Annotated in this window: 14 protein-coding genes; 8 read left to right on the top strand and 6 right to left on the bottom strand. The window is 63.8% G+C overall.

Annotation, left to right across the window (positions count from 1 at the left end; genetic code table 11):
- The first annotated feature begins 556 nt into the window (after window positions 1-556).
- The 3 genes from RBH77_RS22855 (at window position 557) to RBH77_RS22845 (ending at window position 2,361) form a co-directional block, all read left to right on the top strand.
- On the top strand, window positions 557-1,564 hold the full coding sequence (locus RBH77_RS22855; protein ID WP_311029869.1) for an acyltransferase family protein: 1,008 nt from the start codon (window positions 557-559) through the stop codon (window positions 1,562-1,564).
- Window positions 1,546-1,842: a hypothetical protein gene (locus RBH77_RS22850; protein WP_311029868.1), complete on the top strand. Its 297-nt coding sequence runs from the start codon at window positions 1,546-1,548 to the stop codon at window positions 1,840-1,842. Before RBH77_RS22855 ends, RBH77_RS22850 begins: the two co-directional genes overlap by 19 nt.
- A 192-nt stretch (window positions 1,843-2,034) precedes the next feature.
- Window positions 2,035-2,361 carry a GCG_CRPN prefix-to-repeats domain-containing protein gene (locus RBH77_RS22845; protein WP_311029867.1) on the top strand — a complete coding sequence of 109 codons (327 nt, stop codon included), beginning with the start codon at window positions 2,035-2,037 and terminating at the stop codon, window positions 2,359-2,361.
- Window positions 2,362-2,548: 187 nt separating this feature from the next.
- Here the strand turns inward: RBH77_RS22845 and xseA are convergent, their stop codons facing one another.
- Window positions 2,549-4,105 (bottom strand): exodeoxyribonuclease VII large subunit, encoded by a 1,557-nt coding sequence (gene xseA, locus RBH77_RS22840; protein ID WP_311029866.1) that lies wholly within the window; start codon window positions 4,103-4,105, stop codon window positions 2,549-2,551.
- A gap of 37 nt (window positions 4,106-4,142) precedes the next feature.
- Window positions 4,143-5,099 carry a LysR substrate-binding domain-containing protein gene (locus tag RBH77_RS22835; RefSeq protein ID WP_311029865.1) on the bottom strand — a complete coding sequence of 319 codons (957 nt, stop codon included), beginning with the start codon at window positions 5,097-5,099 and terminating at the stop codon, window positions 4,143-4,145.
- A gap of 175 nt (window positions 5,100-5,274) precedes the next feature.
- Here RBH77_RS22835 and RBH77_RS22830 point away from each other — a divergent pair, with 175 nt between their 5' ends.
- Window positions 5,275-5,553 (top strand): YjiS-like domain-containing protein, encoded by a 279-nt coding sequence (locus RBH77_RS22830; RefSeq protein WP_311029864.1) that lies wholly within the window; start codon window positions 5,275-5,277, stop codon window positions 5,551-5,553.
- A 682-nt stretch (window positions 5,554-6,235) separates the two neighbouring features.
- Here the strand turns inward: RBH77_RS22830 and RBH77_RS22825 are convergent.
- Together RBH77_RS22825 and RBH77_RS22820 are read right to left on the bottom strand one after the other, a co-directional pair.
- The gene (locus tag RBH77_RS22825) at window positions 6,236-7,660 is read right to left on the bottom strand and encodes an MFS transporter (RefSeq protein ID WP_311029863.1); all 1,425 of its coding nucleotides are present in this window, start codon (window positions 7,658-7,660) and stop codon (window positions 6,236-6,238) included.
- A 465-nt stretch (window positions 7,661-8,125) separates the two neighbouring features.
- Window positions 8,126-9,010, bottom strand: coding sequence for a DUF937 domain-containing protein (locus RBH77_RS22820; protein ID WP_311029862.1), 885 nt, complete (start codon window positions 9,008-9,010; stop codon window positions 8,126-8,128).
- Between the two features lie 148 nt (window positions 9,011-9,158).
- Here RBH77_RS22820 and RBH77_RS22815 point away from each other — a divergent pair, with 148 nt between their 5' ends.
- From RBH77_RS22815 to RBH77_RS22805, 3 genes are all read left to right on the top strand, one after another.
- Window positions 9,159-10,421, top strand: coding sequence for an ABC transporter substrate-binding protein (locus RBH77_RS22815; RefSeq protein WP_311029861.1), 1,263 nt, complete (start codon window positions 9,159-9,161; stop codon window positions 10,419-10,421).
- Between the two features lie 99 nt (window positions 10,422-10,520).
- On the top strand, window positions 10,521-11,393 hold the full coding sequence (locus tag RBH77_RS22810) for a carbohydrate ABC transporter permease (RefSeq protein ID WP_311032659.1): 873 nt from the start codon (window positions 10,521-10,523) through the stop codon (window positions 11,391-11,393).
- Window positions 11,390-12,223, top strand: coding sequence for a carbohydrate ABC transporter permease (locus tag RBH77_RS22805; RefSeq protein WP_371832812.1), 834 nt, complete (start codon window positions 11,390-11,392; stop codon window positions 12,221-12,223). Before RBH77_RS22810 ends, RBH77_RS22805 begins: the two co-directional genes overlap by 4 nt.
- A 12-nt stretch (window positions 12,224-12,235) precedes the next feature.
- Here RBH77_RS22805 and RBH77_RS22800 read toward each other — a convergent pair whose 3' ends face one another.
- The gene (locus RBH77_RS22800) at window positions 12,236-13,180 is read right to left on the bottom strand and encodes a DMT family transporter (protein WP_311029860.1); all 945 of its coding nucleotides are present in this window, start codon (window positions 13,178-13,180) and stop codon (window positions 12,236-12,238) included.
- A 192-nt stretch (window positions 13,181-13,372) separates the two neighbouring features.
- On the opposite strand from RBH77_RS22800, the gene RBH77_RS22795 reads away from it, so the two are divergent.
- The gene (locus RBH77_RS22795; RefSeq protein WP_311029859.1) at window positions 13,373-14,071 is read left to right on the top strand and encodes a DUF899 family protein; all 699 of its coding nucleotides are present in this window, start codon (window positions 13,373-13,375) and stop codon (window positions 14,069-14,071) included.
- Window positions 14,072-14,083: 12 nt separating this feature from the next.
- On the opposite strand, the gene RBH77_RS22790 is transcribed toward RBH77_RS22795, so the two are convergent.
- Window positions 14,084-15,457, bottom strand: coding sequence for a glutamate--cysteine ligase (locus RBH77_RS22790; protein ID WP_311029858.1), 1,374 nt, complete (start codon window positions 15,455-15,457; stop codon window positions 14,084-14,086).
- Window positions 15,458-15,547: the final 90 nt, after the last annotated feature.

Genomic DNA, 15,547 nt, shown 5'->3' with positions numbered 1-15,547 from the left:
TGAGCCGATGCGGTCGGTGTCAGGCACAGGGTCATTGCGGCTGCGAGAACAAGCCTCATGCTGGTTCCTCGGTCTGCAAGCCCTACTACAGGAAACCATACATGGGGCGGACCGACAAGGAACGACTGTGCTGCTGCCCTATCTTTATGCAGACGGGCGTGTTCAGACGATCGCGCTTTCAAGGAATGGGTATGCGGCAAGCACCGGCAGATCGTACCCTATCGGCTAATACAATCGCGCAGTCTCGCCGGGACGACATGCTGCGCCGTGCGCCCGTTATTCTGCATCCAATCGAGTCGTCGTGGTCTAGAGGATGGCACCGGACGGTCGGGTCAACCCGTAGCAGGTCACATTCGAGGCCGCGCTTTTATCCTTTTTGATCGCCCCGCGAGTTGGCCACCGGCAGAGGCCGCAATGCATGAAATGGCCGGGATTGCGGCTTCCGAGGCTGGCCGCAACCGGCAACGCGACAATGCCTTGCGCGTGCTGGGCGTGTGGGAATCGCGTTGCGATGCACTAACTCCGAGGCGTGAGCAGTGCATGCAGTGACTACGGAATGAATTCATCAAGGAGCGGCCGCTACGGTCATATCGACGCGTTGAAGGGAGCAGGCATCCTGCTCGTCGTCTTCGGCCACCTGATCGAGAAGCCCTCCACGCACTCGATCCTGCTACAGATGCTCTATACAGGCATCTACAGCTTCCACATGCCGCTGTTCGTGTTCCTGTCCGGCATCTTCGCGCGCGAGACGCTGAAAAGCCTGGATTACCAGAAGATCGTGTGGACGCTGTTCCTCCCGCTCGTGGTCTTTCAGTTCATCTATCTCGGCGTTGGCCAGCTCACCGACTGGTACAGCTACTCGCCCTTCACGCCCTATTGGCTGCTCTGGTTCATCGCCAGCCTGATCGGCTGGCGCATCCTGTTGCCGCTGTTCGCCTCGCCCGCCGGGCTCGCGGTGGCGCTGCTCGCGGCGGTCTTCGTCGGGTATGACGACGCTGTCGGCTATGCGCTTAGCGCGGCCCGCACCATCTATTTCCTGCCATTCTTCGTGCTCGGGCACCTCTACGGCCTGCCGCTGGTGGCACTGACCAGGCGCCACCGCCTCGCGTTTTCGTGCCTGTTCGGGCTCTCCATGCTGATCGTGGCGGTATGGTGGCTGAATGGCCTCGACGGTTCCGCGCTGACCGGCAGCCACGATTACGACAGCGCGCCGCCCTTCCTTGCCTATCCCGGTCTCGGCCGGCTTTTGGTGCTGTCGTTGAGCCTGGCCGGCGTGCTGGGCTTCTGCGCCCTGTTGCCGGTCAGTTCGCCGCTGCTCGAATGGTTCGGCGAGCGCTCGCTTTCGATCTATCTACTGCACGGCCTTGCCGTCATGGTGCTGGTCAGCGCCGGCATCGCCGATATGATTCCCCAGCCGCTGCTTCTGCCTGTCCTCGCTGGCGCCGCCGTGTCGATGGCGGCCGCCGCGGCCATGCTCGACGGTCTCATGCGACACCTGTTCAGTCCTCCAGCAGACACCTTCGATGTGGTCGAAATGATTGCCGATTGGCGCCGATCGCGCTGATCCTGAGCGCCACCGACCGTATCATCCCGCCGCTATCGGATTTCCACGGCTATCTCGTGGAGCTTGTCATGGTCCGGTCTACCGTCCGGATCGGGCGATCCTCGTGCCCGGCAAGAAAGAACATCATTGCCAGGCTGACGACGAACGGCAGGAAGAGGGCGGCCACGGCTGCTTGCAGGACAAGGGCGTTTCGCCACTGGCGTGCTTTGCGGGGGTTCATCATGATACTCTCGCAGATGCCCGGCCGCCTGCGCAAGAGCATGGGCGAAATCAGTTAAGCGTTCGCTGCGCTCTCTGTTAACCCGGTAAACGGACGGCCAGCCGGTCGCCGCCGCCCTCGCCCCCGACACCCCATCACCGCAGCTTTCAACGGCAACAATTCTTGAAGGGCCGAAGGGAACTGCTTTCCGCCGCGATCATTTCCGCGCCGAAGGGAAGACTCTTGTCGAAGGAAGACGAGGAGAAGTCCTATGTTTCGCAAATACGCAATGGCGGCGATCGTCGCCGCGGGCGCTTTCGGCGCCGGATTTGTAGTATCGGCTCCGGTTAGCGCGATGCCGATGGTGACGGTCCATTCCGACGGCATGCCGCTGGTCAGGGTCCGTGACGGCTGCGGCCGCGGCTGGCATCTCAACAGATGGGGTCGCTGCGTGCCCAATCGCCGGTATCATCACTATCGCCACTATGGCTGGTATCAGCCCTACTACTATCGTGAATGGCACCGCCCGCATCACCGGCACTGGCGTCATCACGACAACCGGCGACACCATCACGATCGTCATCATTGGCGCAGATAGCTGCCGGCAGGCGGTGCTATCGGCCGTTTGGAATGCTGCCGGGAACTTCCTCGGCTCCCGTCCGTTGAGAGGCGCCGTCACGGGCGGCGTCTCAGGTGGCTGCCCCGTCGCTGAAGCCTTTACAGGCTGAGGCGGCGGGGTTTTGCTTCTCGCACGCCATGCTCGAAACCCGAGTCCCGACCGGTTCCTAAAAAAGCGAACCCTGTCCGCTGCCGGGCTTGCCGCGGGGCGCCGGCTTCGGCCGTACCGTGCCGCCGCCGGCGACCGCAGCGACCTTGCCGTCGGCGAATTCGATGTCGAGAACGTCGCCGGCGGAGACGGAAGCGGCCCGTTTCACGATCCTTCCTTCCGCGTTCTTCACGACCGCGAAGCCGCGCGCCAGCACCGAGTGATGGGAGAGCGTGTCGGCCAGCCGCCATGCCTGCGCCAGCCGGACGCGCCTTCGATCCCGCGCGAGGTTGACCGCCTGATCGGCGCGCCGGCCAAGCGCCGACACCGTCTCGGCCAACATCTTCCTGCGCCGGATGAGCGCGACGGGCGATACACGCGCCGCGTCGCGGTCGAAGCGTGAGCGGCAGAGCCTCACAAGCGCCAGAAACACGTTGGGGAGTCGGTCGGCCGCGCGGTCGGTGCGCGCCCTCGCGTCGGCCACGCGCCTCGCGAGCAGGGAAGGTGACAGCCTGAGGCCGCGATAGCGCGCGCGTTTCTTTTCCGTATTCGCCGTCAGCGCCCGCCCGAGCCGGCTCGCCGCCTCGTCGAAGCGGCGGCGCGGCAGCGCCAGAAGCTGGTCGGCGGAGGGGAGCGCGCGCGACGCGGCCCTCAATGCATGCCGCTTGCGATCGGAGGCGCGCAGCACCGCGCCTTGCAGCCGGGCCGACAGATTGGCGATGCGCGCCTCGAGTTCGGCTTTCACCGGCACGGCAAGCTCGGCAGCTCCCGTCGGCGTCGGCGCGCGGACATCGGCGACGAAATCGATCAGCGTCCAGTCGGTCTCGTGCCCGACCGCCGAGATCAGTGGGATCGCGGAGGCTGCCGCTGCACGCGCCACCGCCTCGTCGTTGAAGCCCCAGAGGTCTTCGAGGCTGCCGCCGCCGCGCGCCACGATCAGCACGTCCGGGCGCGGGATCGGCCCGCCTGATGCCAGCCGGTTGAACCCTGTGATCGCGGCCGAGACCTCCGCGCCGGTCGTCTCCCCCTGGACACGCACCGGCCACACCACGATGGTGAGCGGGAAGCGGTCGTCGATGCGGTGGATGATGTCGCGGATGACCGCGCCGGTCGGCGAGGTCACCACGCCGATCACGCGCGGCATGAAGGGCAGGGGCCGCTTGCGCGATTGATCGAACAGGCCTTCAGCGGCGAGCCGCCGCTTGCGCTCCTCCAGAAGCGCCATCAGCGCGCCGGCGCCGGCCGGCTCGATACCGTCGATGACGATCTGGTATTTGGATGAGCCGGGATAGGTGGTCAGCTTGCCGGTGGCGACGACCTCCATCCCCTCCTCGGGTCGGATCTTGAGCCGCGAGAACGTACCTTTCCAGATGCAGGCTTCCAGCCGCGCCCGGTCGTCTTTCAGCGCGAAATAGGCATGGCCGGAGGAATGCGGCCCGCGGTAACCGGAGATTTCCCCGCGCACACGCACGTAGCCGAATGCGTCCTCCACCGTGCGCCTAAGCGCGACGGAAATCTCGCTGACGGTGAATTCCGCCGCGTTCGATTTCGAATCGGTGCTCACGGTCTCAGGCATGGGCGTATTGGAGGAAGGTCCCCGGCCGCCGTCAACCCTACCACCCCGGCAGGATGTGGCTTGGCTTCAGCCGCCGCCCGCGCGCCGCGGCGAAGGCGGCGAAATCGAAGCTGCCGGTCTCGTCCGGCGCCGGCACGGAGATGTTGTCGAGGCTTTCCGCGATATGCCGCGCCAGCGCTTCGACGATCTCGGTATGGCCGGTATGGCCGCGCATGATGCCGATCTGGCAATCCGGCAGCCTGCCGAATCCGTCCGCCTCGCCGAGCACGCGCATGCCTGGCCGGAGCGCGCATTCCGGCAGGACCGAGATGGCGAGCCCCGACAGCACGGCCGCAGCCACCACCGTCGCCGACCAACTGGTGAAGAGCACGCGATAGTCTTGTCCCTTGCTTTCCAGCATCTCGCACGCCGCTTGCCGCCAGATGCAGCCCGGCCGGCCGAAGGCCATCGGCAGTACTTCGGCCTCATGCGTCGAATGGTTGGCGGAACAGACCCACAGAAGCGGCTCTCGCCGTACGACTTCGGAATGCCGGACCTCGTCGTTCTGTGTGACGAGCGCGATGTCGAGCGCGCCGCGCCGGATAAGCGCATCGAGGTTGGGGCTCGGCTCGCAGATGACTGAAAGTTCCACTCTCGGGTTGGAGCGCCCGAAGCGCGCCATGATCTCGGGCAGGAAGCGGTCGGCATAATCGTCCGGCGTGCCGATGCGGATATGCCCTTCGAGCTGGGCGTCGTCGAAGGCTGCGAGTGTCTCGCGGTTGAGCTGCATCAGGCGGCGCGCATAGACGAGCAGCTTTTCGCCTTCGTCCGTCAGCTTGTTGGTGCGGCCTTCCTTCTCGAAGAGTGGCTTGCCGATGCGCTCTTCCAGCCGCCGCATCTGCATGGAGACGGCGGATTGCGTCCGGTGCACGCCATCGGCCGCCTTGGTGAAGCTGCCTGTGTCGGCAATGGCGATGAAGGTCTGGAGCTGGTCGAGATCGAGCGGCGTGGCCATCGCGAATTCCCATCAGAATAGTTGATGCTAAAGATTAAAAACATTCGTTCGACTAATCAATAGGTCGGTGGCATAGTTTGATGGTCCACCGAAAGGCGCGAACGATCGCGGATATGCGCATCCTCCCGGCGCTTCCTGCAGATCATTGGCGTTGCTACACAGAAGGAGAAATGAAATGACGACGCTCGAACACGCCGCCCTGCCGATGACCGCTTCATCGCGCCCGGTGATCTTCGTGCGCGTCCTCCAGCGTTTCTTCGCCTTCGCCCGCGCGCTGAAAAACCGCCGCGAAATCTATCGCCTCGGCGCCATGACGGACATCGAACTGGCCGATATCGGCCTCACCCGCTCCGATCTGCATATCGCCGTGCGCTCGCCGCTCGGCATCGATCCGACCGCTCGTCTGGGCTCGATCGCGTCCGCCCGCGAAGATGCCGCGCGCCAGGTTTGCTGAGCGGAGTATCGACACGTCCGCTAATCCGTATCGCAGGCATCTCACTCCCCTACCGGCTCCCACCGGTTGCCTGCTCGCTGCCCGGCCCTCCAAGGGCCGGGCTTTTTTTATCGAGTTTTGCCCGTTAACCACGTTTTCCACAGGCGCGCGGTAATTGGCATCGCCCGCTCTCCGGGTTAGCCTTCAATCATCTCAGGTCCCGATGGATGGTTCGTTTGGTCGGCGGATCGAACCTCGGGAGTTCCAGGGACCCGCCCCGGAAGGGCATCCGAAGGTTCGCCGGAGGATGCGCAGCCGGAGACCGGCGGGAGCCGACGAAAAGCGGTTGCAAACGCTGGCGTTGGACCGATGCTGCCATGAAGGGCCGGTAGTCCTTCGATGGTGCGCCCTGCGAAGCCTTCGGGCAGCGCGGGAGCGGTTCCGGAAGACGATGCTTTTGCAAAAGAGCAGTCATTTCGGACCGTCAACATCAGGGCCGCCCCGGTGGTTCTGAATTGACAGGGAGGCGCTGGGAGCAATCCCGGCGCTTTCTGTTCATGCCTGTTCGCTCGTCGTTCCGATAGAGGATTGCAGGATCGGCACCTCGCCGGCGAATTGCCCGTACCTGCCGATCATCCGGCGCCGAACCATTCGATCTGCGAGCAGAGGACGATGGCACCCGGCTACGACGCCTGCTCCCGCCTCACCAGGAGCCGTGATGCTCTGGAACGCGGGAAATAAGCGGTAGCGCCGCGACAAGCAGCAGAGCCGCCACGGTATAGACCCAGGCCTGAACGTTGCCGGGATCGGTGGATCCGGCGAGGATCGCGGTGGTAGTCGAGATCGTGACGATCGACCCCGTCTGCAGGGAAAGGGTGCGGAGCGCGGCCAGGGTCGAGGCCTGCTTGGGCGCCAGTTGAAGCCCGGCATTACGGCTTGCCGGATTGATTGTCCCCAGGCCGGCGCCGATGAGGAATGCCGCGCCAGCCAGCCATGCATAGGGCGGGATGCCGAATGCCGGTCTGAAGGCCAGCAGAACCGTTCCGATAGCAATAACGATACCGCCGGCAAAGATCGGTGGTCGATGGCCGGTGCGACGCAGCGCCAGCGCCATCGTGACCGACATCATTATGGTCGCGATCCCCTGCGCGATCAGCAAGGTGCCAGCGTCGAGCGGACCGATCCCATAGCGATTGGCGGCATAGAGCGGGATAAGTGCTACCACCCCGATGGTGATGCCGCCGAAAATCATATTGACGAGGTTGACGGCCCCGAAATTCGGCCCGTGAATCAGTTGCGGCGAGACAAACGGGTGGGTGGAGCGGTCGATGTGCCGAAAGAACAGCCCTGTGGCGATGATCGCGATTGCCAGCGGTGCGGCGAATGCCGGCGACCACACACTCGTGTTATCCTCCCCGAGATAGGTCACGGCAAGCATGGCCGCGAGCAATCCGCTGCCAAGCAGCAACATGCCTGGGAGGTCCATGCCGAAACGTGTCTTCTGCCGCCGAGGCAGGTCGCGCGGTATGTAACGCAATGCCAGTATGATGACGGCGATCCCGATCGGAACGTTGACCAGGAACGCGACCCTCCATGTCCAATAGGAAACGAACAGGCCACCGAAGATCGGCCCGACCATCGCGCCAATCGGAAAGACGCTGCCGAACAGGCTGACCGCACGATCCCGCGCATCGCCAAAATGATCGACGATGATACCGGTTGCCGAGGGTGTGAAGCCCGCTCCGCCGATCGCCTGCAGCGCGCGAAGCGCGATGAGCGCAAAGATGCTGTCGGCCAGGCCGCAAAACAGCGACGCCAGGGTGAAGGTGACGACTGAGCCGATAAAGACCCTGCGGCGGCCATATTGCTCGCTCAGCCTGCCGCTGATCGGCAGCATGACCACGAAGCCGAAGGAATATGCCGTAAGGGTCCATCCGGCCCAGTTGACCGTTGTTCCGAGCCCTTGCTGCAAGGAATGGAGCACCGTGGCAACGATCGTCGAATCAATCGACATCATCAGGAGCGTGAGGGCCACGATAGCGAACACCATGCCGCGGCGGACGGGTTCGGTTGCCTCTGCCGCATCGCGGGCGCGTTCGGTCGTGCGGATTTCTGGCTGCGAACTCATTTCCTGCATGCTTCTGGCGCCGCCGTGAGGCCGAATTCCCACTCGGACCAGGGCAAGCACGGATGGTCTTTCATTGCGGAACAGACGTGAGGGGAGCGCTTCGGTTCCCTTGGTTATGCGGCTCTTGCCACTGCGTCAACGGCACACATTCGAGCGAGGCGCGGTCCACGGCCAGGCCGTCCTCTTCTCGCCGCTGCTGCTGAAGCGTTTCAGCCGAAGTAAGCGCGCGGTGAGCGGCAAATGGCACATGAGCGATACGGCAGTCAGACCAACCGGGAAGCTGTCATTTCGTGCGATGCCGAGAACCGTCTACGTCGTTGGCCGCGGCGACCACCGCGACGGTCGCATGGGGCACCGGCGGTTCCGACGAACGCGACCCCCGCTGCTCCAGCTTGGCTTCCCTTGCCGCATTTGCGCGACACCAGCCGACTCCGTCCGGCTGCAAAATGCTGCGGCAGGCCAGCCTCACACCCGCCGGTCCATGCCTTTCATGAACTGGTCGAAGATCGAACCCATCGCCTTCTCGTGCTCGTCGCGGACGTCGCTGCCGGCCTCGAACATCTTGCCGAAGAGATCGTCGTAAGGATTGCGCGGTCGGCCGCTTGGGTTGGCCTGGGGCTCGGGCGAGGACCGGGGCGTCGGCTGCGGAGAAGGCTGGGCTCCCTGTCCGCCGCCCAGCATGTCCTCCAGCATCTTGCCCCACGGATTGCCGGCCATGTCGCCCATCCCGCCGGAGCCTGCTTGTCCGGCCGCGCCGCCGAACATGCCTTCCAGTATCTTGCCGAAGGGGTTTTCGGCCCCTGCACCGCCGCCCGGTGCCGAGGCCTGCGGGCTCGTTGCGCCGCCCATACCGCCGCGCATCATCTGCTCCATGATCTGGCCGAGGAGCCCGCCGCCGGCGTTCGCGCTGGAGCCGGAGCCTGGCATCTGGCCGGTGGACTGCTTGAACAGCCCGCCCATGACCATCGAGGCGATGACGGGCAGCATCTGGGCAAGGATGTTCTGGCCGATGCCGGTCATCTGGGCCGCCTGGCTGGTGACGGCATTGCTCAGATCCTTTGAGCCGAACAGATGGCCAAGAATGCCGTTCCCCTCGGCCACGCCTTCCGGCGAGTTGGCGCGTGCCGCGTCCTCGAAATATTTGGCGTGCTGGCCGCTCGCCATGGCCTTCATGAAATCCGCCATGCCGTAGGGGTCCGACGCATTGCGTTTCAGGCCCTGGCTGAAGGCCGGCATCAGCGCCTGCAAGGCTGCCTGCGTCTGCTGCTGCGAAAGGCCGAACTGGCGCGACAGCGCCTCGATGCCGTTGCCGTTCTGCGCATTGGCGATCATGTCGAACAGGGGAAGCATGGCTCGGTCCTCCAGTCAGTTTCGCTATTCTGGTGAAAGCCTATTCCAATTCCGCCCGCCCGCCTACCGGTCGCCCTCTCAGACCTTTGCCCTAAGTGAAGGGCATGCAGAGTAGCCACGTCACGAGGAGGATGCCGGGAGAGGACAGGTGAACTGGACCAAAACGCTCGCCACGCTTCTTTTGGCCGCAACAATTCCTATTGCGGCGAGCCGCGCGGCGGAGCTTTCGATCGTCACCGGATCGGTCGGCAACGATCTGAACGACATGCGGGCGCTGCTCGCGGAGTTTCACGAGAAGACCGGACACAGCGTCGATATCGTTACCATGCCGTCCTCATCGACGGATCAGTTCGCGCAATACCGCCTGTGGCTCGCCGCCCGTGACGCCGATGTCGATGTCTACCAGACCGACATCATCTGGGCGCCGCAGCTTGCCGCGCAATTCATCGATCTGGCGCCCTATGCGCAGAAGATCGCGCCCGACGAATTCAAGACGATCCTCGATTCGCAGACCGTCGACAGGCGGCTCGTGGCCCTGCCCATGTTCGCGGACGCGCCGGCCCTCTACTACCGCAAGGATCTGCTCGACAAATACGGCAAGGAAGTGCCGAAGAATTGGGCCGACATGGCTGCGACCGCGAAGGCGGTCATGGAAGGCGAGCGCAAGGCCGGTAACCCGACGATGTGGGGCTTCGTCTTTCAGGGCGCGGCCTATGAAGGTCTGACCTGCAACGCGCTCGAATGGATCGCGTCGCATGGCGGCGGCCATGTCGTCGAGCCGGATGGCACGGTCTCCGTCGATAATCCGAAAGCCGAAAAGGCGCTTCTGCAGGCGAAATCATGGATCGGCACCATCGCGCCGCCGGGTGTGCTTGCCTATCAGGAAGAGGAATCGCGCGGCGTCTGGCAGACCGGTAACGCCGTATTCATGCGCAACTGGCCCTATGCCTATGCACTTGGAAACGGCGAGGATTCGCCGATCAAGGGCAAGTTCGATGCCGTGCCGTTACCAGCAGGGAAGGGCGGAGAGCCCGCCGCGACGCTCGGCGGCTGGGCGCTCGCCGTCTCGAAATATTCGAGGCACCCGAAGGCGGCCATCCAACTGGCGCTTTTCCTGGCCTCGGCGCATGCGCAGAAATACCGCGCGCTCAAGAGTTCGCGCCTGCCGACATTGCGTTCTCTCTATAACGATGCGGAGATCGCCGAGAAGCAGCCGATCATCCCGCGCTGGAAGAAGGTGCTGGAAAGCGCCGTTGCGCGGCCGACGGCGGCGACGGGATCGAAATACAACGAAGTCTCCTCCGATTTCTGGACCGCCGTCCACAACACGCTTTCCGGCGAGGGCTCCGCGGCCGCCAATCTCGAACTTCTCAAGGCGCAGTTGACCGACCTGAAGGGGGGAGGCTGGTAGATGCCGGCCGCGCCCGCGAAGAGTTCTCCCCTTGGGCGCTCCGCCTTCGCACGCTTCGCCCGTCGCCGTGGCACGGCCGCGATTCTGTTCCTTGCGCCGATGCTGATCGTGCTTGCCGCCATCGCCGCCTGGCCGCTTGCCCGCACGATCTGGTTCGGCCTCACCGACGCCTCGCTCGACAATCTCGATGCCGCGAAATTCGTCGGTTTCCGTAACTATTTCCACGTGCTGACGCTGGAGAGCGGCCGGCGCTATATGTCCGGCCTCCTGGTCGATCCGCTCTGGTGGGCGGCCGTCTGGAACACGCTGAAATTCGCCGCCATCTCCGTTTTCTTCGAGACGGTCTTCGGCACGATCATCGCGCTGGTGCTGAATGCCGAATTCCGGGGCAGAGGCATTGTCCGCGCCGCCGTGCTCGTGCCCTGGGCGGTGCCGACCATCGTCTCGGCCAAGATGTGGGCATGGATGCTGAACGACCAGTTCGGCATCCTCAACGACCTGTTGATGAGGCTCGGCATCCTTTCCCATCCCGTAGCCTGGACGGCCTCGCCCGATACGGCGCTCGCGGCCGTGCTGATCGTCGACATCTGGAAATCGACGCCCTTCATGGCGCTGCTCATCCTCGCCGGGCTTCAGATGCTGCCTGCCGATATCTACGAAGCGGCGCGGGTGGACGGCGTCCACCCCGTCAAGGTGTTCTGGAAGATCACCCTGCCGCTTATCCGGCCCGCCATGCTGGTCGCCATGATCTTCCGCACGCTCGATGCGCTGCGTGTCTTCGATCTGATCTACGTGCTCACGCCCGACAATGAGCATACGCAGACCATGTCGGTCTTCGCGCGCCAGAACCTCTTCTATTTCGACAAATTCGCCTACGGTTCGGCGGCCTCGACGCTGCTTTTCCTCGTCATCGCTCTCGTGACCATCCTCTTCATCCGCCTCGGCCACCTGAACCCGGAGGAACGGCGATGAGGGTGCCGCGGCCGATCCGCGTCGTCGCCTTCTACCTGCTCGTGGCGGGGATCGTGCTCGAATCCGTCTTCCCGTTCTATTACGCGGTCGTCACCTCGTTCAAATCGGGCCAGGCTATCTTCCACGTCGACTACTGGCCGTCCTCCTTCTCGCTCGCCAATTACGTTTCTGTGCTCGGCACCGGCCATTTCGCCCGCAACATATTGAATTCGCTGATCGTCGCGGCGGCGACCGTTGCGCTGTCGCTGTCGCTCGGCGTTACCGCGTCCTATGCGCTGGCGCGCATTCGGTTTCGCGGCCGGCGGCTGCTTCTCTTCACCATCCTGTCCGTCTCGATGTTCCCGCAGGTCGCCGTGCTTGCCGGGTTGTTCGAGATGGTGAGCGCCTTCCGGCTCTATAATTCGCTGTGGTCGCTCGTTTTCGCCTATCTGATCTTCACGCTGCCCTTCACGATCTGGGTGCTGGCCGCCTTCATGCGCGACTTGCCGACGGGCATCGAGGAGGCGGCAATCATGGACGGCGCATCGCCCTTCGCCATCGTCACGCGCATCTTCATCCCGATGCTGTGGCCGGCGATGGTGACAACGGGCCTGCTCGCCTTCATAGCGGCATGGAACGAATTCCTCTTCGCTCTCACCTTCATCTCGACCGATACCCAGCGTACCGTCCCGGTGGCGATCGCGCTTCTCTCCGGTGCGTCGTCCTTCGAGGTGCCCTGGGGCCGCATCATGGCGGCGTCGGTCATCGTCACCGTTCCGCTGATCGTCCTGGTGCTTGTCTTCCAGCGCCGCATCGTCGCCGGTCTGACGGCGGGCGGCGTGAAAGGGTGATGTCCTGTCGCCTCACTGGCGGAGGCGACGATAGTGTCGCGCCGTCGGCGCCATGGTCGGCGAAACCACGGTCTCCGCCGCCACGCGCTTTTTCGACACCAGCCGCTCGCGGTAGAGCGTATAGAGGCCCGAACCGGCGATGACGGCTCCGCCGACCAGCATGTAGAGGTCCGGCACATTGCCGAAGACCAGGAAACCGAGCGCGAAGGCCCAGATCAGCGTCGTGTAGCGAAACGGCGCCACCGCCGAGACTTCGCCGGTGCGCATCGCCTTGATGATGAAGATATAGCCGGCCAGCATGAAGCTGGCGCACGCGAAGAGCAGCCCTATCAAGCCCGGCTCCATCGGCGACCAGCCGCCCATCGGTAGCATGAGGATCGCTCCGCAAATCGCGATCGTAAATGCGGTGACGGAAGAAACGAGTAGGGTCGGAACCTCGTTCGGGATGCGCCTGGTCGCGAGATCGCGCACCGCGCAGAATGCGACACAGAGAAGGACGAGCAGCGAGAAGGCATCAAAACCTTCCGTGCCGGGCCGGACGATGATCAGCGTACCGAGGAAGCCGATGGCGATGGCGATCCATCGACGCCTGCCGACCGCTTCGCCGAAGAACAGGGCCGCGCCCATGGTCACCGCCAGCGGAAGCGCCTGAAAAATTGCCGCCACGTTGGGCAGCGGCAGATGCGCCAGCGCTATGACATAGGTCACCGTACCGCCGATTTCGCCCGTCATCCTGAGCCAGACCATCGGGTGAAGAAGGCTGCTTGTATTGCTGAGTAGCCGCTGCTGCCAGGCGAGCAGCAGGACAAGGAGCGTCGCGAACAGGCCGCGCACAAACATGACCTGCCCGACATTGATGGATTCCGATGCGAACTTGACGATCGTGTCGTTGATGGTGAAGGCTGCCATTGCCAGCACCATGAACAGCGAAGCGCGTTGATTGTCGGAGGTGAACACCTGGCCTCGCCGGACGCCTGCGGATCGTCATTCGCCTCTAGCAGTCCGTAGGCCAATGACAACGCCATTCGATTGGGCCAGAAGGGCCGACGCATTCCCGAAGTGACGGATGCCATAATTCGCTCATGCGCTGTCGGTTTTGGCGTGTCCCATTCGTCCTCTGGCGGGTCCCAGTAGATTCCGGAGGTCGAAATGTCCGAAAAACTTATTCCCGCCGAAGAACTTGCCCATAGTGGTCCGGTCCGTTTCCCGAACGAAAGTGCCGAATACCGCGCCGCACGCACCGTGCTTCTTGCCGAGGAGATCGAATTGCGCCGCCATCTGGAGCGGGTGGCGGCCCAGCGCCGGGCGCTGCCGCCGGGCGGCGAGGTGATCGGCGATTACCGTTTTGAAGGCGAGAAGGGAAAGGCCGATTTCGCCGGCCTGTTCGGCAGCAAGGACACGCTCATTGTCTACAGTTTCATGTTCGGAGCAATGCGTGAGCGACCGTGTCCGATGTGCACCAATCTTTTGAACACGATGGAAGGCAACGCCGCCGACATCATGCAGAAGGTCGCGCTCGCCGTCGTTGCTGGTTCGCCGATGGAGCGGCTGAAAGCCTGGAAGAAAGAGCGTGGCTGGCTGGACCTGCCGCTTTACACCGATCTCAACGGCAACTACTCGCGCGACTATTTCGGCGTTCTGCCCGATGGCTCGGAGATTCCGGCCTACAACGTGTTCACGCGCCGTGACGGCACGATCCGCCATTTCTGGGGTGGGGAGATGACGGGGGACATGTCCGATCCCGGCCAGGATCCGCGTGGAGCGCCGGACTTCGCGATTCTGTGGAACGTGCTCGACACCACGCCGGAAGGTCGCGGCACGGACTGGTATCCGAAGCTGGAATATTGAGCGAGGACGCCCTCAATACGCCTGTTCCATGAAGACAGGTTCGATCGAGCCGCCCCACCGCGTGTGATAGGCGCGCACCATATCTTCGGCGCTGGTCGTGCCGCGCGCCACGACTTCTTCCAGCGGCGCGAGATAATGCGTCTCGTCGAACCCGTCGCTGTTCAGCCGGCGGCGGTTCAGGAGCCCGAGCCGCGAGATGCCGAGCACCTCGCGTGCGATTTCGCGCAGCGAGGAATTGCGCATCGTGACGTTGAGCCCTTCCTTCGGCACGGCGTCGCGCATGGCGCGGGTTTCCTCGTAGGTCCAGTTCGCCGTCAGCGCGTCGATCTGGTCGAGTGCCTCTCCGTCGTAGAGCAGCCCAACCCATAAGGCCGGCAGGGCGCAGATGCGCCGCCATGGGCCGCCGTCCGCCCCGCGCATCTCCAGGAAGCGCTTCAGCCTGACATCCGGAAAGAGGGTTGAAAGGTGATTGGTCCAGTCGCCCATCGTCGCCTCGCCGTCGGGCACCTCGTTGCGTGCCGCGCCGTCCATGAACTGACGGAAGGTCATGTGCGTCATGTCGTGGTAGCGGCCGCCGCGGATGACGAAATACATCGGCACGTCGAGCGCCCATTCGACATAGTCGGCAAAGCCGAAATCCGCCGCGAAGCAGAATTCCTTGAGGCCCGAGCGCTGGTTGTCGGTGTCGCGCCAGATGTCGCCGCGCCAGGATTGCAGTCCGTTCGGCCTGCCGTCCGTGAAGGGCGAGTTTGCGAAAAGCGCGGTGGCGAGCGGCTGCAGCTTCAGGCCGACCTGCATCTTGCGGCGCATGTCCGCCTCGCTCTCGAAGTCGAGATTCACCTGGATCGTGCAGGTGCGGTACATCATGTCGAGACCTTGCGTGCCGACCTTCGGCATATAAGCGGTCATGATGTCGTAGCGCGATTTCGGCATGCGCGGCGTTTCGGCAAGCGTCCATTTCGGGCTGCCGCCAAGGCCGAGAAAGCGGATGCCGAGCGGCTCGGCGATCTCGCGCAATTGCGCCAGATGGGCGTTGCCTTCGCGGCAGGTCTGGTGGATCGTCTCCAGCGGTGCGCCGGAAAGCTCGAACTGCCCGCCGGGTTCGAGGCTGATCGCGCCCTGGCCGGTCGGCCCGCCGAGGCCGATCAGTTTGCCGGCATCGAAGATAGGTTCCCAGCCGAGTTTTTCGCGCATTCCTTCCAGAAGCGCTTCGATGCCGCGCCCGCCGGGATAAGGAACGGGCGCGTTGCCGTCGACATAGAACGGGAATTTCTCATGCTCGGTGCCGATCCGCCATTTCTCGCGCGGCTTGCAGCCTTTGGCGATGTCGGCGACGAGATCGTCGATCTTCTCGATCGGCCGGGAATCGGTGGTATCGCGTGCCATGGATATCTCTCCTGCGGCCGGCCGCTTTCACGGGTGACGCTTGATGGACGAAGGGCAACGCTTTGATCAAGCGAAAAATCTTGGCCCAGC

The organism is Mesorhizobium koreense, from assembly GCF_031656215.1.
Lineage (GTDB): Bacteria > Pseudomonadota > Alphaproteobacteria > Rhizobiales > Rhizobiaceae > Mesorhizobium_L > Mesorhizobium_L koreense.
Note: the sequence above shows the minus strand (reverse complement) of the source record. Positions and strands in the feature narration are given on the sequence as shown.